Source organism: Streptomyces sp. V4I2, assembly GCF_030817655.1.
GTDB lineage: Bacteria > Actinomycetota > Actinomycetes > Streptomycetales > Streptomycetaceae > Streptomyces > Streptomyces plumbiresistens.
Map to the genome: position 1 here is coordinate 6,122,412 of NZ_JAUSZM010000003.1, position 13,775 is coordinate 6,136,186.

Genomic DNA, 13,775 nt, shown 5'->3' on the forward strand with positions numbered 1-13,775 from the left:
CTCGCACCTGTCCGGGGAATCCGGGAAATCCGGCTTGCACCTCACGTCACGTGAGGACGCACCGTGGAGTGCGTACCGAGAAGGGAGCGGACGAAGTGAGCTATTCCGTGGGACAGGTCGCCGGTTTCGCCGGAGTGACGGTGCGCACGCTGCACCACTACGACGACATCGGCCTGCTCGTCCCGAGCGAGCGCAGCCACGCGGGCCACCGGCGCTACAGCGACACCGACCTCGACCGGCTGCAGCAGATCCTGTTCTACCGGGAGCTCGGCTTCCCGCTCGAGGAGGTCGCCGCCCTGCTCGACGACCCGGCCGCGGACCCGCGCGCGCACCTGCGCCGCCAGCACGACCTGCTGACCGCCCGGATCGAGAAGCTGCAGAAGATGGCGGCGGCCGTGGAACACGCCATGGAGGCACGCACGATGGGCATGAACCTCACACCGCAGGAAAAGTTCGAGGTCTTCGGCGACAAGGACCCCGAGCAGTACGCCGAGGAAGCCGAACAGCGCTGGGGCGACACGGAGGCGTACGCCGAGACACAGCGCCGCGCCGCGCGCTACACCAAGGACGACTGGCAGCGCATGCAGGCCGAGGTCAACGACTGGAGCGAGCGCTACAACGCCCTGATGGCCGCCGACGAACCGCCGACCGGCCAGGCGGCGATGGACCTGGCCGAGGAACACCGGCAGCACATCTGCGGGTGGTTCTACGAATGCTCGTACGAAATCCACCAGGGCCTCGGCGAGATGTACGTCTCGGACGAGCGCTTCAAGGCGTTCTACGACTCCATGCGCCCGGGCCTCGCCGAACACCTCAGGGATGCGATCAAGGCGAACGCGAGCCGCCGCACCTCGTAACCCCTGGCCCAGGGTGCACAGCTTTGTCCCAGGCGGACCACAGTGCATCCTGGGGACGCCCATGGAACCTGGGCCACGACAGCTGCGTTGATACTTTTGGGCAGCCAGCCTCAGCCCGTCCCCCACCAGCAGGAGCCACAATCCCGTGACCACGCTCGCGCTCGGCCCCGAGTGGCTCAGCCCCGACTACCTCATCGAGACCTTCAGCCTGCCCGGCATCCTGCTGATCGTCTTCGCCGAGTCCGGTCTCTTCGCGTTCCTGCCCGGCGACTCGCTGCTGTTCACCGCGGGGCTCTTCGTGGCTGAGGGGAACTACATCACCCAGCCCCTGTGGCTGGTCTGCACGCTGATCGTGCTCGCCGCCGTCATCGGCGACCAGGTGGGCTACATGATCGGCAAGTTCTTCGGCCCGAGGCTGTTCAGCCGCCCCAACTCCAAGCTCTTCAAACAGGAGAACCTGGAGAAGGCCCACGAGTTCATGGAGAAGTACGGCCCCAAGGCGATCGTCCTCGCCCGCTTCGTACCGATCGTGCGCACCTTCGCCCCCATCGTGGCGGGTGCCGGCCGCATGCAGTACCGCACCTTCCTCACGTACAACATCATCGGCGGCGTCGCCTGGGGCACCGGCGTCACCCTCGCCGGCTACTGGCTCGGCCAGATCGACTTCATCAAGACGAACGTCGAGGCGATCCTCATCCTGATCGTGATCGTCTCCGTGGTCCCGATCGCCATCGAGTACCTCCGCGAACGCTCCAAGAAGAAGCGCGCCGCTGCGCAGGCCCCGGCCGCCGCCTACCAGCCCCCGGCCATGGACGACGCGACGACCCAACTCCGCCGCATCCCCCCGACGGACCAGCCGTACGGCGACCAGGGGAACCAGAGCCAGCAGGGCCACCAGCAGGGCGACCAGGGCCGGCAGCAGTACGGCTACGACCAGTACTACGGCCAGCCCTCGCAGCCGCAACAGCAACAGCAACAGCCGTACGCCCCGCAGTACCCGCAGGGCTCCCAGCAGTACCCGCAGGGCTACGGACAGGACCAGTACGGCGCACAGCAGGGCAACAACCAGCAGGACCCCTACAACCAGGGTTACTGACAGGCGGCCAAGGGGATCGGGGCCATGTCGCTGTCGGCCCCGAGGCTCGTGGGCACCCGGCGTTCAGAACCCGCGCGTCCGCTTCGCGGCCCGCCGCCCCGCCGCACTCCCCGCTCCCGGCAACCGCAGGAACAGCCGCGAGATCTCCGACCCGAGATTGACCCCGATGGCGATGGCCATCGCGAGCGCCGCCGCCTTGGACAGCGACACCAGCCCCTCGTCGACCTGGTTCTGCGCGATGGACAACAGCCCGAAGTACGTCGCGGAACCCGGCAGGAGGGGCCCGATCGCCGCGGTCGTATAGGGCAGCGCGGAGGCGAACCGGTACCGGGACAGCATCTGGCCGAACAGACCGACCAGCCCCGCCGCCACCGCAGTGGAAGCGACCGGCGAGAGCTCCCCCGTGTAGTGCATCGCGCCGTACACCGACCAGGCGACCCCGCCGTTGAGCGTCACCGCCAGCACGGTGGACCGTTCCTGCTGGAGCAGCACCGCGAAGGTCAGGGACAGCAGCATCGACGCGCCGATCTGCCACAGCGGATCCTTGCCGATGCCCAGGGCGGCGTCCGGGTTGAGGCTGGCGCCGAGCTGCACGCCCACGTAGAGCATGATCAGCACGCCGACGACAATGCCGACGAAGAGGTACATGACCTCGAGCAGGCGCGCGGAGGCGGTGATGTAGAAGCCGGTCAGACCGTCCTGGACGCCCGCCACCAGCGCCCGCCCGGGCAGCAGGGCGAACAGTCCACCGGTGACGACCGCGGAGGCCTTCACGTCCACATGCGCGAGGGTCAGCGCGATCCCTATCGCGGCCGGCGGCATCGCGGCCACGGTGAACTGGTAGAACTCCGGCAGCCCACGCCCCGCACACAGCCACGCCAGCCGGTCGCCGAGCATCGCGCCGAGCGCGGCCGCGACGAAGACGATGTAGTCACCGCCGACGAGCACGGAGGCCGCACCCGCCAGCAGCCCGCTCGCGGTGGTCAGCACCCAGCCGGGATACGGGTGCCGGTTGCGCCGGATCTCCGCGAGCCGCCGGTACGCCTCCTCCAGGGAGATCGCCGTGTCCGGGTCGCTGAGGTCGTCGACCAGCCGGAACACGGCCGCCAGGCGCGTGTAGTCGGTGCCGCGGCGGCGGACCGTCCGGGAGGCCGTCACCGGGTCCTCCACCAGGGACGGCTGGTACGAGATCGACAGCAGGGTGAAGGTGACGTTCGGCTCGCAACGGTCCAGGCCGTAGGAGCGGCAGACCGCGAACATCGCCGCCTCCACGTCCTCCGCACCCTCACCACCGGCCAGCAGCAGCTCGCCGATACGCAGCGTCAGGTCGAGCACCCGCGGAACGGCCGGGCCCTCCTCCTCGACCTTCTGCAAGGGCTCCGGAGCGGGCCGCTCGGCCACCGGCATCCGCAGCATCGTGCGCATCCGGTCCTGCCAGGGCGCGTTCTTGGTGAGGCTGATCAGGGGGATGCCGGCCGCGGGAGTGAACGCGGCCGGAGCGTCCTGGGCGCTGTAGGTGCGCGGCGGGCTGAACGCCGACCCCTCGGACTCCGCCACGGGCGTCTGCGGCACGCCGAGCCCCTTGGGGACGGCGAACTCCGACGTCGTCTCGGACTCCGTGGCGACGCCCCCGGGCACGGCCAGGCCCTCGGGAACCGCGAACTCCGACGTCGTGGCGGAATCGGCCGCATCCCCGGCGACCGCGGTGGGAGTGGCAAACCTGCTCCTGGCCTCGTCCGACCGCGGCTTGCGGTCCTCCGCGTCCCTCACTCCGTAGCGCTCCCTGTACGACACGTGCAGCAAGCCTCAGTATGCGCACACATACGCGAAGGGGCCGCACGCGCACGCGTGCGGCCCCTTCGCAACAGCAGGCTCAGTGACCGCCCTGGTCCTTGAAGCGCTTGTACGACCGCTCGATCTCGGCCTCGGCCTCGGTGCGGCCCACCCAGTCGGCGCCCTCGACCGACTTGCCGGGCTCCAGGTCCTTGTAGACCTCGAAGAAGTGCTGGATCTCCAGACGGTCGAACTCCGACACGTGGTGGATGTCCCGCAGGTGCTCCACGCGCGGGTCGTGCGCCGGGACGCACAGCAGCTTGTCGTCGCCGCCGGCCTCGTCCGTCATACGGAACATGCCGATCGCGCGGCACTGGATGAGGCAGCCCGGGAAGGTCGGCTCGTCCAGGATGACCAGGGCGTCCAGCGGGTCTCCGTCCTCGCCGAGAGTGTTCTCGACGAAGCCGTAGTCGGCCGGGTAACTGGTCGAGGTGAAGAGGCGACGGTCCAGGCGGATCCGACCGGTCTCGTGGTCCACCTCGTACTTGTTCCGCGAACCCTTCGGAATCTCGATCGTGACGTCGAACTCCACCGGTGGCTCCTCCATGATCAGCACATAGTTCTGGTGGTTAAGTGTCCCTCACGCAGGTGTGTGATCGCGAAAGGGGCTGGTGGTCGTGCCAGAGCGGAGGCCTTGGCGGGCCGCGAGACCGCATGTGACGCGGGTCGCGAACGCCGTACGACCGCGTCTGGCACAGGCCGCGGACGCCGTACGGCCACGTCTCGCGCGCGCCGCGACGGCCGCGAAGCCGCGGGTAGCGCGGATCACGCGGGCCGCGAAGCCGCAGGTCGCGCGGATCACGAGGCCGAAGACACCGAAGACCTGGCAGTACACCGCGGGCGCCGCCACCGCCGGACTGGCGCTGGCCGCCGCAGTGGTGACCGCCGCGGGCCCCTGGGACTCCACCGGTCAGCGTACGGCGGAGCGCGACCGGGCGGTCGCCCAGGAGCGAACGGGTGGCGCAGATCACGACGGCTCGTCCGGTTCGGCGGGCGGGGCGCCCCGGCCCGCCCCCAGCGCCGCCTCCGTGCTCGCCGGCCTCGGCGGTGCCACGAACGGCGTCAAGAGGGCCCCGACCGGCCCGGCCCTCGCCGAGGTTCTGACCCCCCTCCTGAGGGATCCGGCGCTCGGTGCCCGCTCCACGGCGGCGGTCGTCGACGTCGCCACCGGCAAGCGGCTCTACGGCACGGGCGTCGACGAGGCCCTGACCCCCGCCTCCACCACCAAGATCGCCACCGCCGTCGCCGCCCTCTCCGCCCTGGGCGCCGACCACCGCCTCACCACCCGCGCCGCCCTCGAACCCGACACCGACGAACTCGTCCTCGTCGGCGGCGGCGACCCCACCCTCACCGCCCGGAAGGACGCCGAGGGCTGGGCGAGCCTGCGCACCCTCGCCGACGACACCGCCGCCGCCCTGAAGAAGCGCGACATCAACCAGGTCACGCTCTCGTACGACACCACCCTGTACGCCGGTCCGGAACGTCATCCCATCGGAGTCAACGACAACCTCGCCCTCGTCACCGCCCTGATGGCCGACGAGGCCCGCACGGACGACTCCGCGAGCGGCCCCGCGCCACGCGTGCCGGACCCGGCGGCGGACGCGACCCGAAAGTTCGCCGCCTTCCTCGAGGACAACGGCATCAAGACGACGTCCCCCGGCCCCTCCAAGGCCACCGGCCGCGCCGAGTCCCTCGCCACGGTCTCCTCGCCGCCGCTCTCCGCCCTCGTCGAACGCATGCTCACCAACAGCGACAACGACATCGCCGAGGCCCTCGCCCGCCAGACGGCCGTCGCGACCGGCAAACGCGCCGACTTCGGCGGCGCCGGCCGGGCCATCGGCACCCAGCTGAAGAAACTCGGACTGCCCGCGTCGGGCGCCGCCTTCAAGGACGGCAGCGGCCTCGACCGCGACGACAGGCTCACGGCGGACCTCCTGACGGCCCTTCTGGTGAAGGCCGGCGACCCCACCCGCCCGGAACTCCGCCCCGCCCTCACCGGCCTCCCGGTGGCCGGCTTCACGGGCACCCTGACCAGCCGTTACACGGACGGCGCGGCAGGGATCGTACGAGCGAAGACGGGCACCTTGACCGGCGTGAACACGCTGGCGGGAACGGTGGTGGACCAGGACGGCCACCTGCTGGCCTTCGCGTTCCTCACGTCGAACACGACCGACCCGGCGGCGGCGCAGTCGGCGCTGGACAGGACCGCGACGGCTCTGGCGGCGTGCGGTTGCAGGTAACGCGGTTCCGTCAACCTCGCGCGGCTCTGCCCCAAGCGGTAGCGCTCACGTACGGTTGACGCATGACGAGCATCGGTGGTGCCGAGATGGTCGACTGGAATCTCGCGGTCGCGACCGCGACCCGGCTCGTACGGCCGGGCCCCGACGTGAGCCGTGACGAGGCCAGGGCCGTCGTCGCGGAGCTGCGTCGGCATGCCAAGGCCTCGGAGGGACACGTCCGGGGCTTCACTCGTTTGGGGACGGAAGACACTCATGACACCCCGGTCCTCGTCGTCGACCGACCGGGCTGGGTCCGGGCGAACGTCGCCGGCTTCCGGGAGCTGCTGAAGCCGCTGCTGGACAAGATGCAGGAACGGCGCGGCAGTACCCCCGGCGGCGCGGTCCTCGGCGCCGTCGGCGGCAAGGTGACGGGCGTCGAGCTGGGGATGCTGCTGTCCTTCCTGTCCTCGCGGGTCCTCGGCCAGTACGAGACCTTCGCCCCGGCCACCCGCGAACTCCCGGCGGGGGCGAACGGCGGCGGCCGTCTGCTCCTCGTCGCCCCGAACATCGTGCACGTGGAGCGCGAACTCGACGTACAGCCGCACGACTTCCGCCTGTGGGTGTGCCTGCACGAGGAGACGCACCGGACGCAGTTCACGGCCGTGCCCTGGCTGCGGGACCACCTGCAGGGCGAAATCCAGTCGTTCCTGGGGGAGACCGAGGTCGACCCCATGACCGTCCTGGAACGCGTCCGGGAGGCCGCCCAGTCGCTGGCCGGCGGGCGCCCCGAGGGCGAGGAGGACGAGGGCGGCAGGTCCATCGTGGAGATCGTGCAGACGCCCGCGCAGCGGGAGATCCTCGGCCGCCTCACCGCCGTGATGTCCCTGCTGGAGGGACACGCCGACTTCGTGATGGACGGGGTCGGTCCGGACGTCGTGCCGACGGTCGCCGAGATCCGCGAGAAGTTCCAGCAGCGTCGCGCCAAGGGGGCCTCCCGACTGGACATGGCCCTGCGCAAGCTGCTCGGGCTGGACGCCAAGCTCCGGCAGTACCGCGACGGCGAACGCTTCGTACGGTCCGTTGTCGACCAGGTCGGCATGGACGGCTTCAACCGCGTGTGGACGTCCCCGAACACCCTCCCGACGAAGACGGAGATCGCCAAACCGGCGGACTGGGTCGCGCGGGTGCATCGCAAGGCCGAGTCGTGAACAGTGCGCCGAGGTCATGAAGCGAATCCGGCCGACGGCAGGCGAACGCCCCTCCAATCACCCGTCCGAGGGACCGTGAGCGATGGGTAGGCGTGCAATGCTCGGGGAACGGCCCGGTTCTGTCACCATCTACACACTCTGAGTGACCGAACCCGGGCTCACCCCCGAAAACTTCATGAAGGGAACCGGACATGGGTCCCCATCCTGCGGTCGCGGCGATACGCCTGGCGGTCCGCCGCGTCCTCCACGACATCCTCACCGAGCACAGCCGTACGACGGCCGGTCGTACGACCGAGAGCAGTACGACCGAGAGTCGTACGACCGGAGACCCCGGCGCCTTTGACGACCCCCCGCACGAGCGCGCGCAGTCGCCGCTCGTGCTCGTGGCGTGCTCCGGCGGCGCCGACTCCATGGCCCTCGCCTCGGCCCTCGCCTTCGAAGCCCCCAAGCTCGGCCTCCGCGCCGGTGGTATCACCGTCGACCACGGCCTGCAGCCCGGCTCCGACCTGCGCGCCGACGAGGTCGTCCTGCGGCTGCGCGAACTCGGCCTCGACCCGGTCGAGTCCACCGCCGTGGCCGTCGGCCGCGAAGGCGGACCCGAGGCGGCCGCCCGTGACGCCCGCTACGCCGCCCTCGACGCGGCCGCCGAACGCCATGGCGCCCTCGCCGTCCTCCTCGGCCACACGCGCGACGACCAGGCCGAGACCGTCCTGCTGGGTCTCGCCCGCGGCTCCGGCATCCGCTCCCTGTCCGGAATGGCCGCTGTTTCCGGGGGTCCGGGGGCCGCCCGCCGTTACCGCCGCCCCTTCCTCCAGCTCGACCGGCAGACCGCCCGCAAGGCCTGCATGGTCCAGTCCCTGCCTGTCTGGGACGACCCGCACAACGCAGACCCGGCGTACACCCGCTCCCGGCTGCGCCACGAGGGCCTGCCCGCGCTGGAGAAGGCGCTCGGCAAAGGCGTCGTGGAGGCCCTCGCCCGTACGGCCCAGCTCTCCCGCGACGACGCCGACGCCCTCGACGCCTGGGCCGGTCAGGCCGAGGCCGCCGTCCGGGACGCCGCAGGGCTGCTGGAGTGCGCCAAGCTCTACGCCCTGCCGCCCGCCGTACGCCGTCGCATCCTGCGCCGCGCCGCCATTGAGGCCGGCGCCCCGGCGGGCTCGTTGTTCGCGCGTCACATCGAGGAAGTCGACCGGCTGATCACCGGCTGGCGCGGCCAGGGAGCCATCAATCTCCCGGGCAAGGTCGTGGCCCAGCGGCAGGGTGGCAGACTGGTGATTCGGCAAGGCTGAATCCCGGCCTCTCCGTGCACCTCGGCGAGGGGCAGGGCAGCCGGTTGGACGACCGAAAGTGATGCGGGTGGACGCGAAAGACATGGGTGCCGACCTCAAGTCGGTGCTCATCACCAAGGAAGAGATCGACGCGAAGCTCACGGAGCTCGCCGCGAAGATCGACGCGGAGTACGCGGGCAAGGATCTGCTGATCGTCGGCGTCCTCAAGGGCGCGGTGATGGTCATGGCGGACCTCGCCCGGGCGCTGTCCACCCCCGTCACCATGGACTGGATGGCTGTGTCGTCGTACGGCGCGGGCACCCAGTCCTCCGGCGTGGTGCGGATCCTCAAGGACCTCGACACCGACATCAAGGGCAAGCACGTCCTGATCGTCGAGGACATCATCGACTCCGGACTGACCCTGTCCTGGCTGATCTCCAACCTCGGCTCGCGCGAGCCCGCATCCCTCAAGGTGTGCACTCTGCTGCGCAAGCCCGAGGCCGCCAAGGTCGCCATCGACGTCCAGTGGGTCGGCTTCGACATCCCGAACGAGTTCGTCGTCGGTTACGGCCTCGACTACGCCGAGAAGTACCGCAACCTCCCGTTCGTCGGTACGCTCGCGCCCCACGTCTACGGCGGCTGAGCCAGACAGCCCAAGCCCTGTAAGACGATCGGGAACCCCAGCGGGTTTCGCGCCGTTGGAGCATGCAGACGGGTTCACCGGCTGTCCTGTGCGGCTTCGGTCCACAATGCTGGGGTACCGTCAGAAGAACTGTCTTATCAAACTCACTATGGCAGGAGGGACGGGGCGGCACCGCTCCGTATGGATGGACGTGAAGCGATACTTCCGTGGGCCGGTCATGTGGATCGTGCTGGCCGTCCTTGCCGTGGTCGTGTTGATGCAGGTCGTCGGCTCGTCCGGTGGCTACAAGACGGTGGACACCGGCCAGGTGATCCAGGCGATCAATGACAACAAGGTCGAATCAGCCAAGCTGACCACCGGCGACGAGCAGACCGTCAAGGTCCAGCTCAAGGACGGCGTAAAGGTCGAGGGCAGCTCGAAGATCCAGGCGAGCTACATCGGCGACCAGGGTGCGACCCTCGCCGGCACCTTGCAGAACAAGTACCAGGACAAGCAGATCCCGGACGGTTACACCGTCTCGCCGACGAAGCAGAACGCTTTCGTCGGGATCCTGCTCTCCCTGCTCCCCTTCGTCCTCATCGTGGTCGTCTTCCTGTTCCTGATGAATCAGATGCAGGGTGGCGGCTCCCGAGTCATGAACTTCGGGAAGTCCAAGGCGAAACTCATCACCAAGGACACCCCGAAGACGACGTTCTCGGACGTCGCGGGCTCGGACGAGGCCGTCGAGGAGCTCCACGAGATCAAGGAGTTCCTGCAGGAACCGGCGAAGTTCCAAGCCGTCGGGGCGAAGATCCCCAAGGGCGTACTGCTGTACGGCCCTCCCGGCACCGGCAAGACCCTGCTCGCGCGTGCTGTCGCGGGCGAGGCCGGCGTGCCGTTCTACTCGATCTCCGGTTCCGACTTCGTCGAGATGTTTGTCGGTGTCGGTGCCTCCCGAGTGCGTGACCTGTTCGAGCAGGCCAAGGCGAACGCTCCGGCGATCGTCTTCGTCGACGAGATCGACGCGGTCGGCCGCCATCGCGGCGCCGGCCTCGGCGGTGGTCACGACGAGCGCGAGCAGACGCTGAACCAGCTGCTCGTCGAGATGGACGGCTTCGACGTCAAGGGCGGTGTGATCCTCATCGCCGCGACGAACCGGCCGGACATCCTCGACCCGGCACTGCTGCGTCCCGGCCGCTTCGACCGCCAGATCGCGGTCGACCGTCCGGACATGCAGGGCCGTCTGGAGATCCTCAAGGTCCACCAGAAGGGCAAGCCGGTCGCGCCGGACGTCGACCTGTCGGCCGTCGCCCGCCGCACCCCCGGTTTCACCGGCGCGGACCTGGCGAACGTGCTGAACGAAGCGGCGCTCCTGACGGCGCGCAGCGACCTGAAGCTCATCGACAACCACATGCTGGACGAGGCCATCGACCGTGTTGTGGCGGGCCCGCAGAAGCGGACCCGGATCATGTCGGACAAGGAAAAGAAGATCACCGCGTACCACGAGGGCGGCCACGCCCTGGTCGCGGCGGCTTCCCCGAACTCCGATCCGGTCCACAAGATCACGATCCTCTCGAGAGGCCGTGCTCTGGGCTACACGATGGTCCTGCCGGACGAGGACAAGTACTCGACCACGCGCAACGAGATGCTGGACCAGCTGGCTTACATGCTGGGCGGCCGCGCGGCCGAGGAACTGGTCTTCCACGACCCGACCACCGGCGCTGCGAACGACATCGAGAAGGCCACCGCAACGGCCCGCGCGATGGTCACGCAGTACGGCATGACGGAGCGTCTCGGCGCCATCAAGTTCGGTGGCGACAACACCGAGCCGTTCCTGGGACGTGAGATGTCGCACCCGCGTGACTACTCGGAAGAGGTCGCCGCGCTCGTCGACGAAGAGGTCAAGAAGCTCATCGAGAACGCGCACAACGAGGCCTGGGAGATCCTGGTCGAGAACCGCGACGTGCTCGATCAGCTGGTGCTCCAGCTGCTGGAGAAGGAGACGCTGAACAAGGAGCAGATCGCCGAGATCTTCGCTCCCATCGTCAAGCGTCCCCCGCGGCCGGCTTGGACCGGCTCCTCCCGCCGCACGCCGTCCACCCGTCCGCCGGTGCTCTCCCCCAGGGAGCTCGCACTGACGAACGGCGCCAACGGCGCGACGCCGGCGATCTCCACCGCGAAGTCCACCGCGGCGGAACCCGCCCCGGTGGCCGAGCCCGCCCCCGAGGAGCGTCCGGAGAGCTGACTCCTCGGACACTTCGGGGCACGGTGACCTCACCAGGCCCGGAATGGATGCCGCGCCCCCCAGGTTCTAGCCTGGGGGGCGCGGCGTTTGCATGTCCGCAGTGAGGTGCGTGGTCCACACGCGCGACAGGCACAGGAACGAGGCACCAGATGACCGACCCCGTGACGCTGGACGGCGAGGGCTCGATCGGCGATTTCGACGAGAAGCGGGCCGAGAACGCCGTACGCGAACTGCTGATCGCGGTCGGCGAGGACCCGGACCGCGAGGGGCTTCGGGAGACGCCGGGGCGGGTGGCGCGGGCGTACCGGGAGATTTTCGCGGGGCTGTGGCAGAAGCCCGAGGACGTGCTGACGACGACGTTCGACCTGGGGCACGACGAGATGGTGCTCGTGAAGGACATCGAAGTCCTGAGCAGCTGTGAACACCACCTGGTGCCGTTCGTCGGCGTCGCCCATGTCGGGTACATCCCGTCCACCGATGGCAAGATCACGGGACTGTCGAAGCTGGCCCGGCTGGTGGATGTGTATGCCCGCCGGCCTCAGGTGCAGGAACGACTCACCACGCAGATCGCCGACTCCCTGATGAAGATCCTCGAGCCGCGCGGTGTGATCGTCGTCGTGGAGTGCGAGCACATGTGCATGTCGATGCGGGGGGTCCGGAAGCCCGGGGCGAAGACCATAACGTCGGCGGTCCGGGGCCAGCTGCGTGACCCCGCCACCCGTAATGAGGCGATGAGCCTCATCATGGCCCGCTGAGCGGCCACCTGAGCGTGCGGCGGGTCAGGCCGCCGAAGCCGCCCCCGTGTTGTGGTCGTCGTCCTCCGGGAGCCTGCAGACGCGCTCCAGGAAGATGGCGGCCGCTATGACGGCGATGCCCGCGAGGACCGAGAAGCCGGCGTAGATGGCCTGGTCTCGGCGGGCGGGGATGTCGAGGGACTCCAGGAGGAAGACGCCGGTGCCGCCGTACATCCCGGAGACGAGGGCGGCGACCAGGGCGCTGGCCTGGCCGAAGACGACCGCGCGGGCCGCCATCAGCGGGTCGACGCCCTTGGCCTCGGGGCGGCGCTCGCGCTGGGCCTTGAGGCGGGCGCGGATCGAGAGCGCCGTGGACAGCAGGACCGCGGCGATCAGGGCGAGGACGATGGGGGCGGCCAGGGGGACGCTGGGGAGGGTCCCGACCGAGTTCCAGAGGCGGGCGCCCGCCCAGGACAGGATCCCGGCGACGGCGAAGACGCCGGCCAGCAACCTGATGCGCAGCTCTCTCACGGTGTCCCTTCAGCTCCCCGGCCGTGGTCGCGGACGGTGGTCGTGATGACCCGTCCGGTCCGGCCGTCTCGTTAGGCCGCCCCAGGGTCGTCTTGACCTTAACGGCTACTCGGGCAGCCGGAGTTCCAGGTCCTTGCGAGGTTCCACGCCGTCGCGGGTGACGGTGTCGAGGAGGGCCGCGACCGCGCCCCGTCCGGGCAACTGGGCCTCGGGCTCCACGTCGTGCCAGGGGGCGAGCACGAAGGCGCGTTCGTGGGCGCGCGGGTGGGGGAGGGTGAGGTGCGGGTCGTCGGTGACGACGTCGGCGTACGCGACGATGTCGACGTCGAGGGTGCGTGGGCCCCAGCGCTCGTCCCGGACGCGGTTGAAGGCCTCCTCGACCGCGTGCGCCCGCTCCAGCAGGGAGGACGGGGGCAGCGTCGTCTTCAGGACCACGACCGCGTTGAAATAGGACGGCTGGCTGCCGGGTTCGACGCCCCACGGCTCCGTCTCGTACACGGGGGAGACGGCCTTGATGCGGAGGCCGGGGGTGTCTTCCAGGGCGTCGATGGCTCCCTGGAGGGTCTCCAGGCGGTTGCCCAGGTTGGAGCCGAGGGCGATCACGGCGCGTTTCGGGTTCTGGAGGGTGGTGTCGGCGGCGTCGACCTTCGCGACGACGGAGGCGGGTACCGGCTGTACGGTCGGGTCGCTGTGACCCTCGGTGAAGAACGCGGTCATACTCGGCTCCGGGTGATGGTGACGGTCACGTCGTCGAAGGGGACGGTGATCGGCGCGTCCGGTTTGTGGACGGTGACCTCGACCTCCTGGACTCCTTCGTGCTTCAGACAGGCCTGGGTGATGCGCTCGGCGAGTGTCTCGATGAGGTTGACGGGCTCGCCCTGGACGACGGCCACGACCTCCTCCGCCACGATGCCGTAGTGCACGGTCTTCGCCAGGTCGTCGTCGGCGGCGGCCGGACGGGTGTCCAGGCCGAGGACGAGGTCCACGATGAAGGTCTGGCCCTCCTCGCGCTCCTTGGGGAACACGCCGTGGTGCCCGCGGGCCTTGAGGCCGCGCAGCGCGACACGATCCACGCGAATCACTCCTGCAATCGTCGGTGACGGCCGGTCCGTACCGTGTGCGGGCGGCACACCGGCCTCGAACGAATCTACCTGCGAGCACT

The 13,775-nt window shown here is 69.7% G+C and carries 13 protein-coding genes; 8 read left to right on the plus strand and 5 right to left on the minus strand.

Annotation, left to right across the window (positions count from 1 at the left end; all coding sequences use genetic code 11):
• Positions 1-95 precede the first annotated feature (95 nt).
• Both QFZ76_RS29025 and QFZ76_RS29030 read left to right on the plus strand, forming a co-directional pair.
• A complete protein-coding gene (locus tag QFZ76_RS29025) occupies positions 96-857 on the plus strand; it encodes a MerR family transcriptional regulator (protein ID WP_307676485.1) in 762 nt (253 codons plus the stop codon).
• A 145-nt stretch (positions 858-1,002) separates the two neighbouring features.
• The gene (locus QFZ76_RS29030) at positions 1,003-1,953 is read left to right on the plus strand and encodes a DedA family protein (RefSeq protein ID WP_307676486.1); all 951 of its coding nucleotides are present in this window, start codon (positions 1,003-1,005) and stop codon (positions 1,951-1,953) included.
• 63 nt (positions 1,954-2,016) lie between these two features.
• Here QFZ76_RS29030 and QFZ76_RS29035 read toward each other — a convergent pair whose 3' ends face one another.
• The gene (locus QFZ76_RS29035) at positions 2,017-3,723 is read right to left on the minus strand and encodes a threonine/serine exporter ThrE family protein (protein WP_307676487.1); all 1,707 of its coding nucleotides are present in this window, start codon (positions 3,721-3,723) and stop codon (positions 2,017-2,019) included.
• A 103-nt stretch (positions 3,724-3,826) separates the two neighbouring features.
• Positions 3,827-4,318: an inorganic diphosphatase gene (locus tag QFZ76_RS29040; RefSeq protein WP_030599677.1), complete on the minus strand. Its 492-nt coding sequence runs from the start codon at positions 4,316-4,318 to the stop codon at positions 3,827-3,829.
• A gap of 124 nt (positions 4,319-4,442) precedes the next feature.
• On the opposite strand from QFZ76_RS29040, the gene dacB reads away from it, so the two are divergent.
• The 6 genes from dacB (at position 4,443) to folE (ending at position 12,103) form a co-directional block, all read left to right on the plus strand.
• On the plus strand, positions 4,443-6,026 hold the full coding sequence (dacB, locus tag QFZ76_RS29045) for a D-alanyl-D-alanine carboxypeptidase/D-alanyl-D-alanine-endopeptidase (RefSeq protein ID WP_307676488.1): 1,584 nt from the start codon (positions 4,443-4,445) through the stop codon (positions 6,024-6,026).
• A 62-nt stretch (positions 6,027-6,088) separates the two neighbouring features.
• Entirely contained in the window at positions 6,089-7,213 is a 1,125-nt protein-coding gene (locus tag QFZ76_RS29050; RefSeq protein ID WP_307676489.1) for a zinc-dependent metalloprotease, read from the plus strand.
• 191 nt (positions 7,214-7,404) lie between these two features.
• Positions 7,405-8,502 carry a tRNA lysidine(34) synthetase TilS gene (gene tilS / locus QFZ76_RS29055; protein WP_307676490.1) on the plus strand — a complete coding sequence of 366 codons (1,098 nt, stop codon included), beginning with the start codon at positions 7,405-7,407 and terminating at the stop codon, positions 8,500-8,502.
• A 61-nt stretch (positions 8,503-8,563) separates the two neighbouring features.
• On the plus strand, positions 8,564-9,124 hold the full coding sequence (gene hpt, locus QFZ76_RS29060) for a hypoxanthine phosphoribosyltransferase (protein ID WP_266435785.1): 561 nt from the start codon (positions 8,564-8,566) through the stop codon (positions 9,122-9,124).
• 184 nt (positions 9,125-9,308) lie between these two features.
• Positions 9,309-11,348 carry an ATP-dependent zinc metalloprotease FtsH gene (ftsH, locus tag QFZ76_RS29065; protein ID WP_266435783.1) on the plus strand — a complete coding sequence of 680 codons (2,040 nt, stop codon included), beginning with the start codon at positions 9,309-9,311 and terminating at the stop codon, positions 11,346-11,348.
• 149 nt (positions 11,349-11,497) lie between these two features.
• Positions 11,498-12,103: a GTP cyclohydrolase I FolE gene (gene folE, locus QFZ76_RS29070; protein WP_266435780.1), complete on the plus strand. Its 606-nt coding sequence runs from the start codon at positions 11,498-11,500 to the stop codon at positions 12,101-12,103.
• 24 nt (positions 12,104-12,127) lie between these two features.
• Here the strand turns inward: folE and QFZ76_RS29075 are convergent, their stop codons facing one another.
• The 3 genes from QFZ76_RS29075 to folB form a co-directional block, all read right to left on the minus strand.
• Positions 12,128-12,613, minus strand: coding sequence for a DUF3180 domain-containing protein (locus tag QFZ76_RS29075; RefSeq protein WP_266435778.1), 486 nt, complete (start codon positions 12,611-12,613; stop codon positions 12,128-12,130).
• A 105-nt stretch (positions 12,614-12,718) separates the two neighbouring features.
• The gene (gene folK, locus QFZ76_RS29080) at positions 12,719-13,330 is read right to left on the minus strand and encodes a 2-amino-4-hydroxy-6-hydroxymethyldihydropteridine diphosphokinase (RefSeq protein WP_307676491.1); all 612 of its coding nucleotides are present in this window, start codon (positions 13,328-13,330) and stop codon (positions 12,719-12,721) included.
• Positions 13,327-13,686, minus strand: a complete 360-nt coding sequence (gene folB, locus QFZ76_RS29085) for a dihydroneopterin aldolase (RefSeq protein ID WP_266435775.1) — start codon at positions 13,684-13,686, stop codon at positions 13,327-13,329. Before folB ends, folK begins: the two co-directional genes overlap by 4 nt.
• Between the last annotated feature and the right edge of the window lie 89 nt (positions 13,687-13,775).

Bases quoted from the DNA above. Each gene is read 5' to 3' on its own strand.
- folK (WP_307676491.1), bottom strand. From the start codon at position 13,330: ATGACCGCGTTCTTCACCGAGGGTCACAGCGACCCGACCGTACAGCCG.
- QFZ76_RS29050 (WP_307676489.1), top strand. From the start codon at position 6,089: ATGACGAGCATCGGTGGTGCCGAGATGGTCGACTGGAATCTCGCGGTC.
- folE (WP_266435780.1), top strand. From the start codon at position 11,498: ATGACCGACCCCGTGACGCTGGACGGCGAGGGCTCGATCGGCGATTTC.
- ftsH (WP_266435783.1), top strand. From the start codon at position 9,309: ATGGACGTGAAGCGATACTTCCGTGGGCCGGTCATGTGGATCGTGCTG.
- tilS (WP_307676490.1), top strand. From the start codon at position 7,405: ATGGGTCCCCATCCTGCGGTCGCGGCGATACGCCTGGCGGTCCGCCGC.
- hpt (WP_266435785.1), top strand. From the start codon at position 8,564: ATGCGGGTGGACGCGAAAGACATGGGTGCCGACCTCAAGTCGGTGCTC.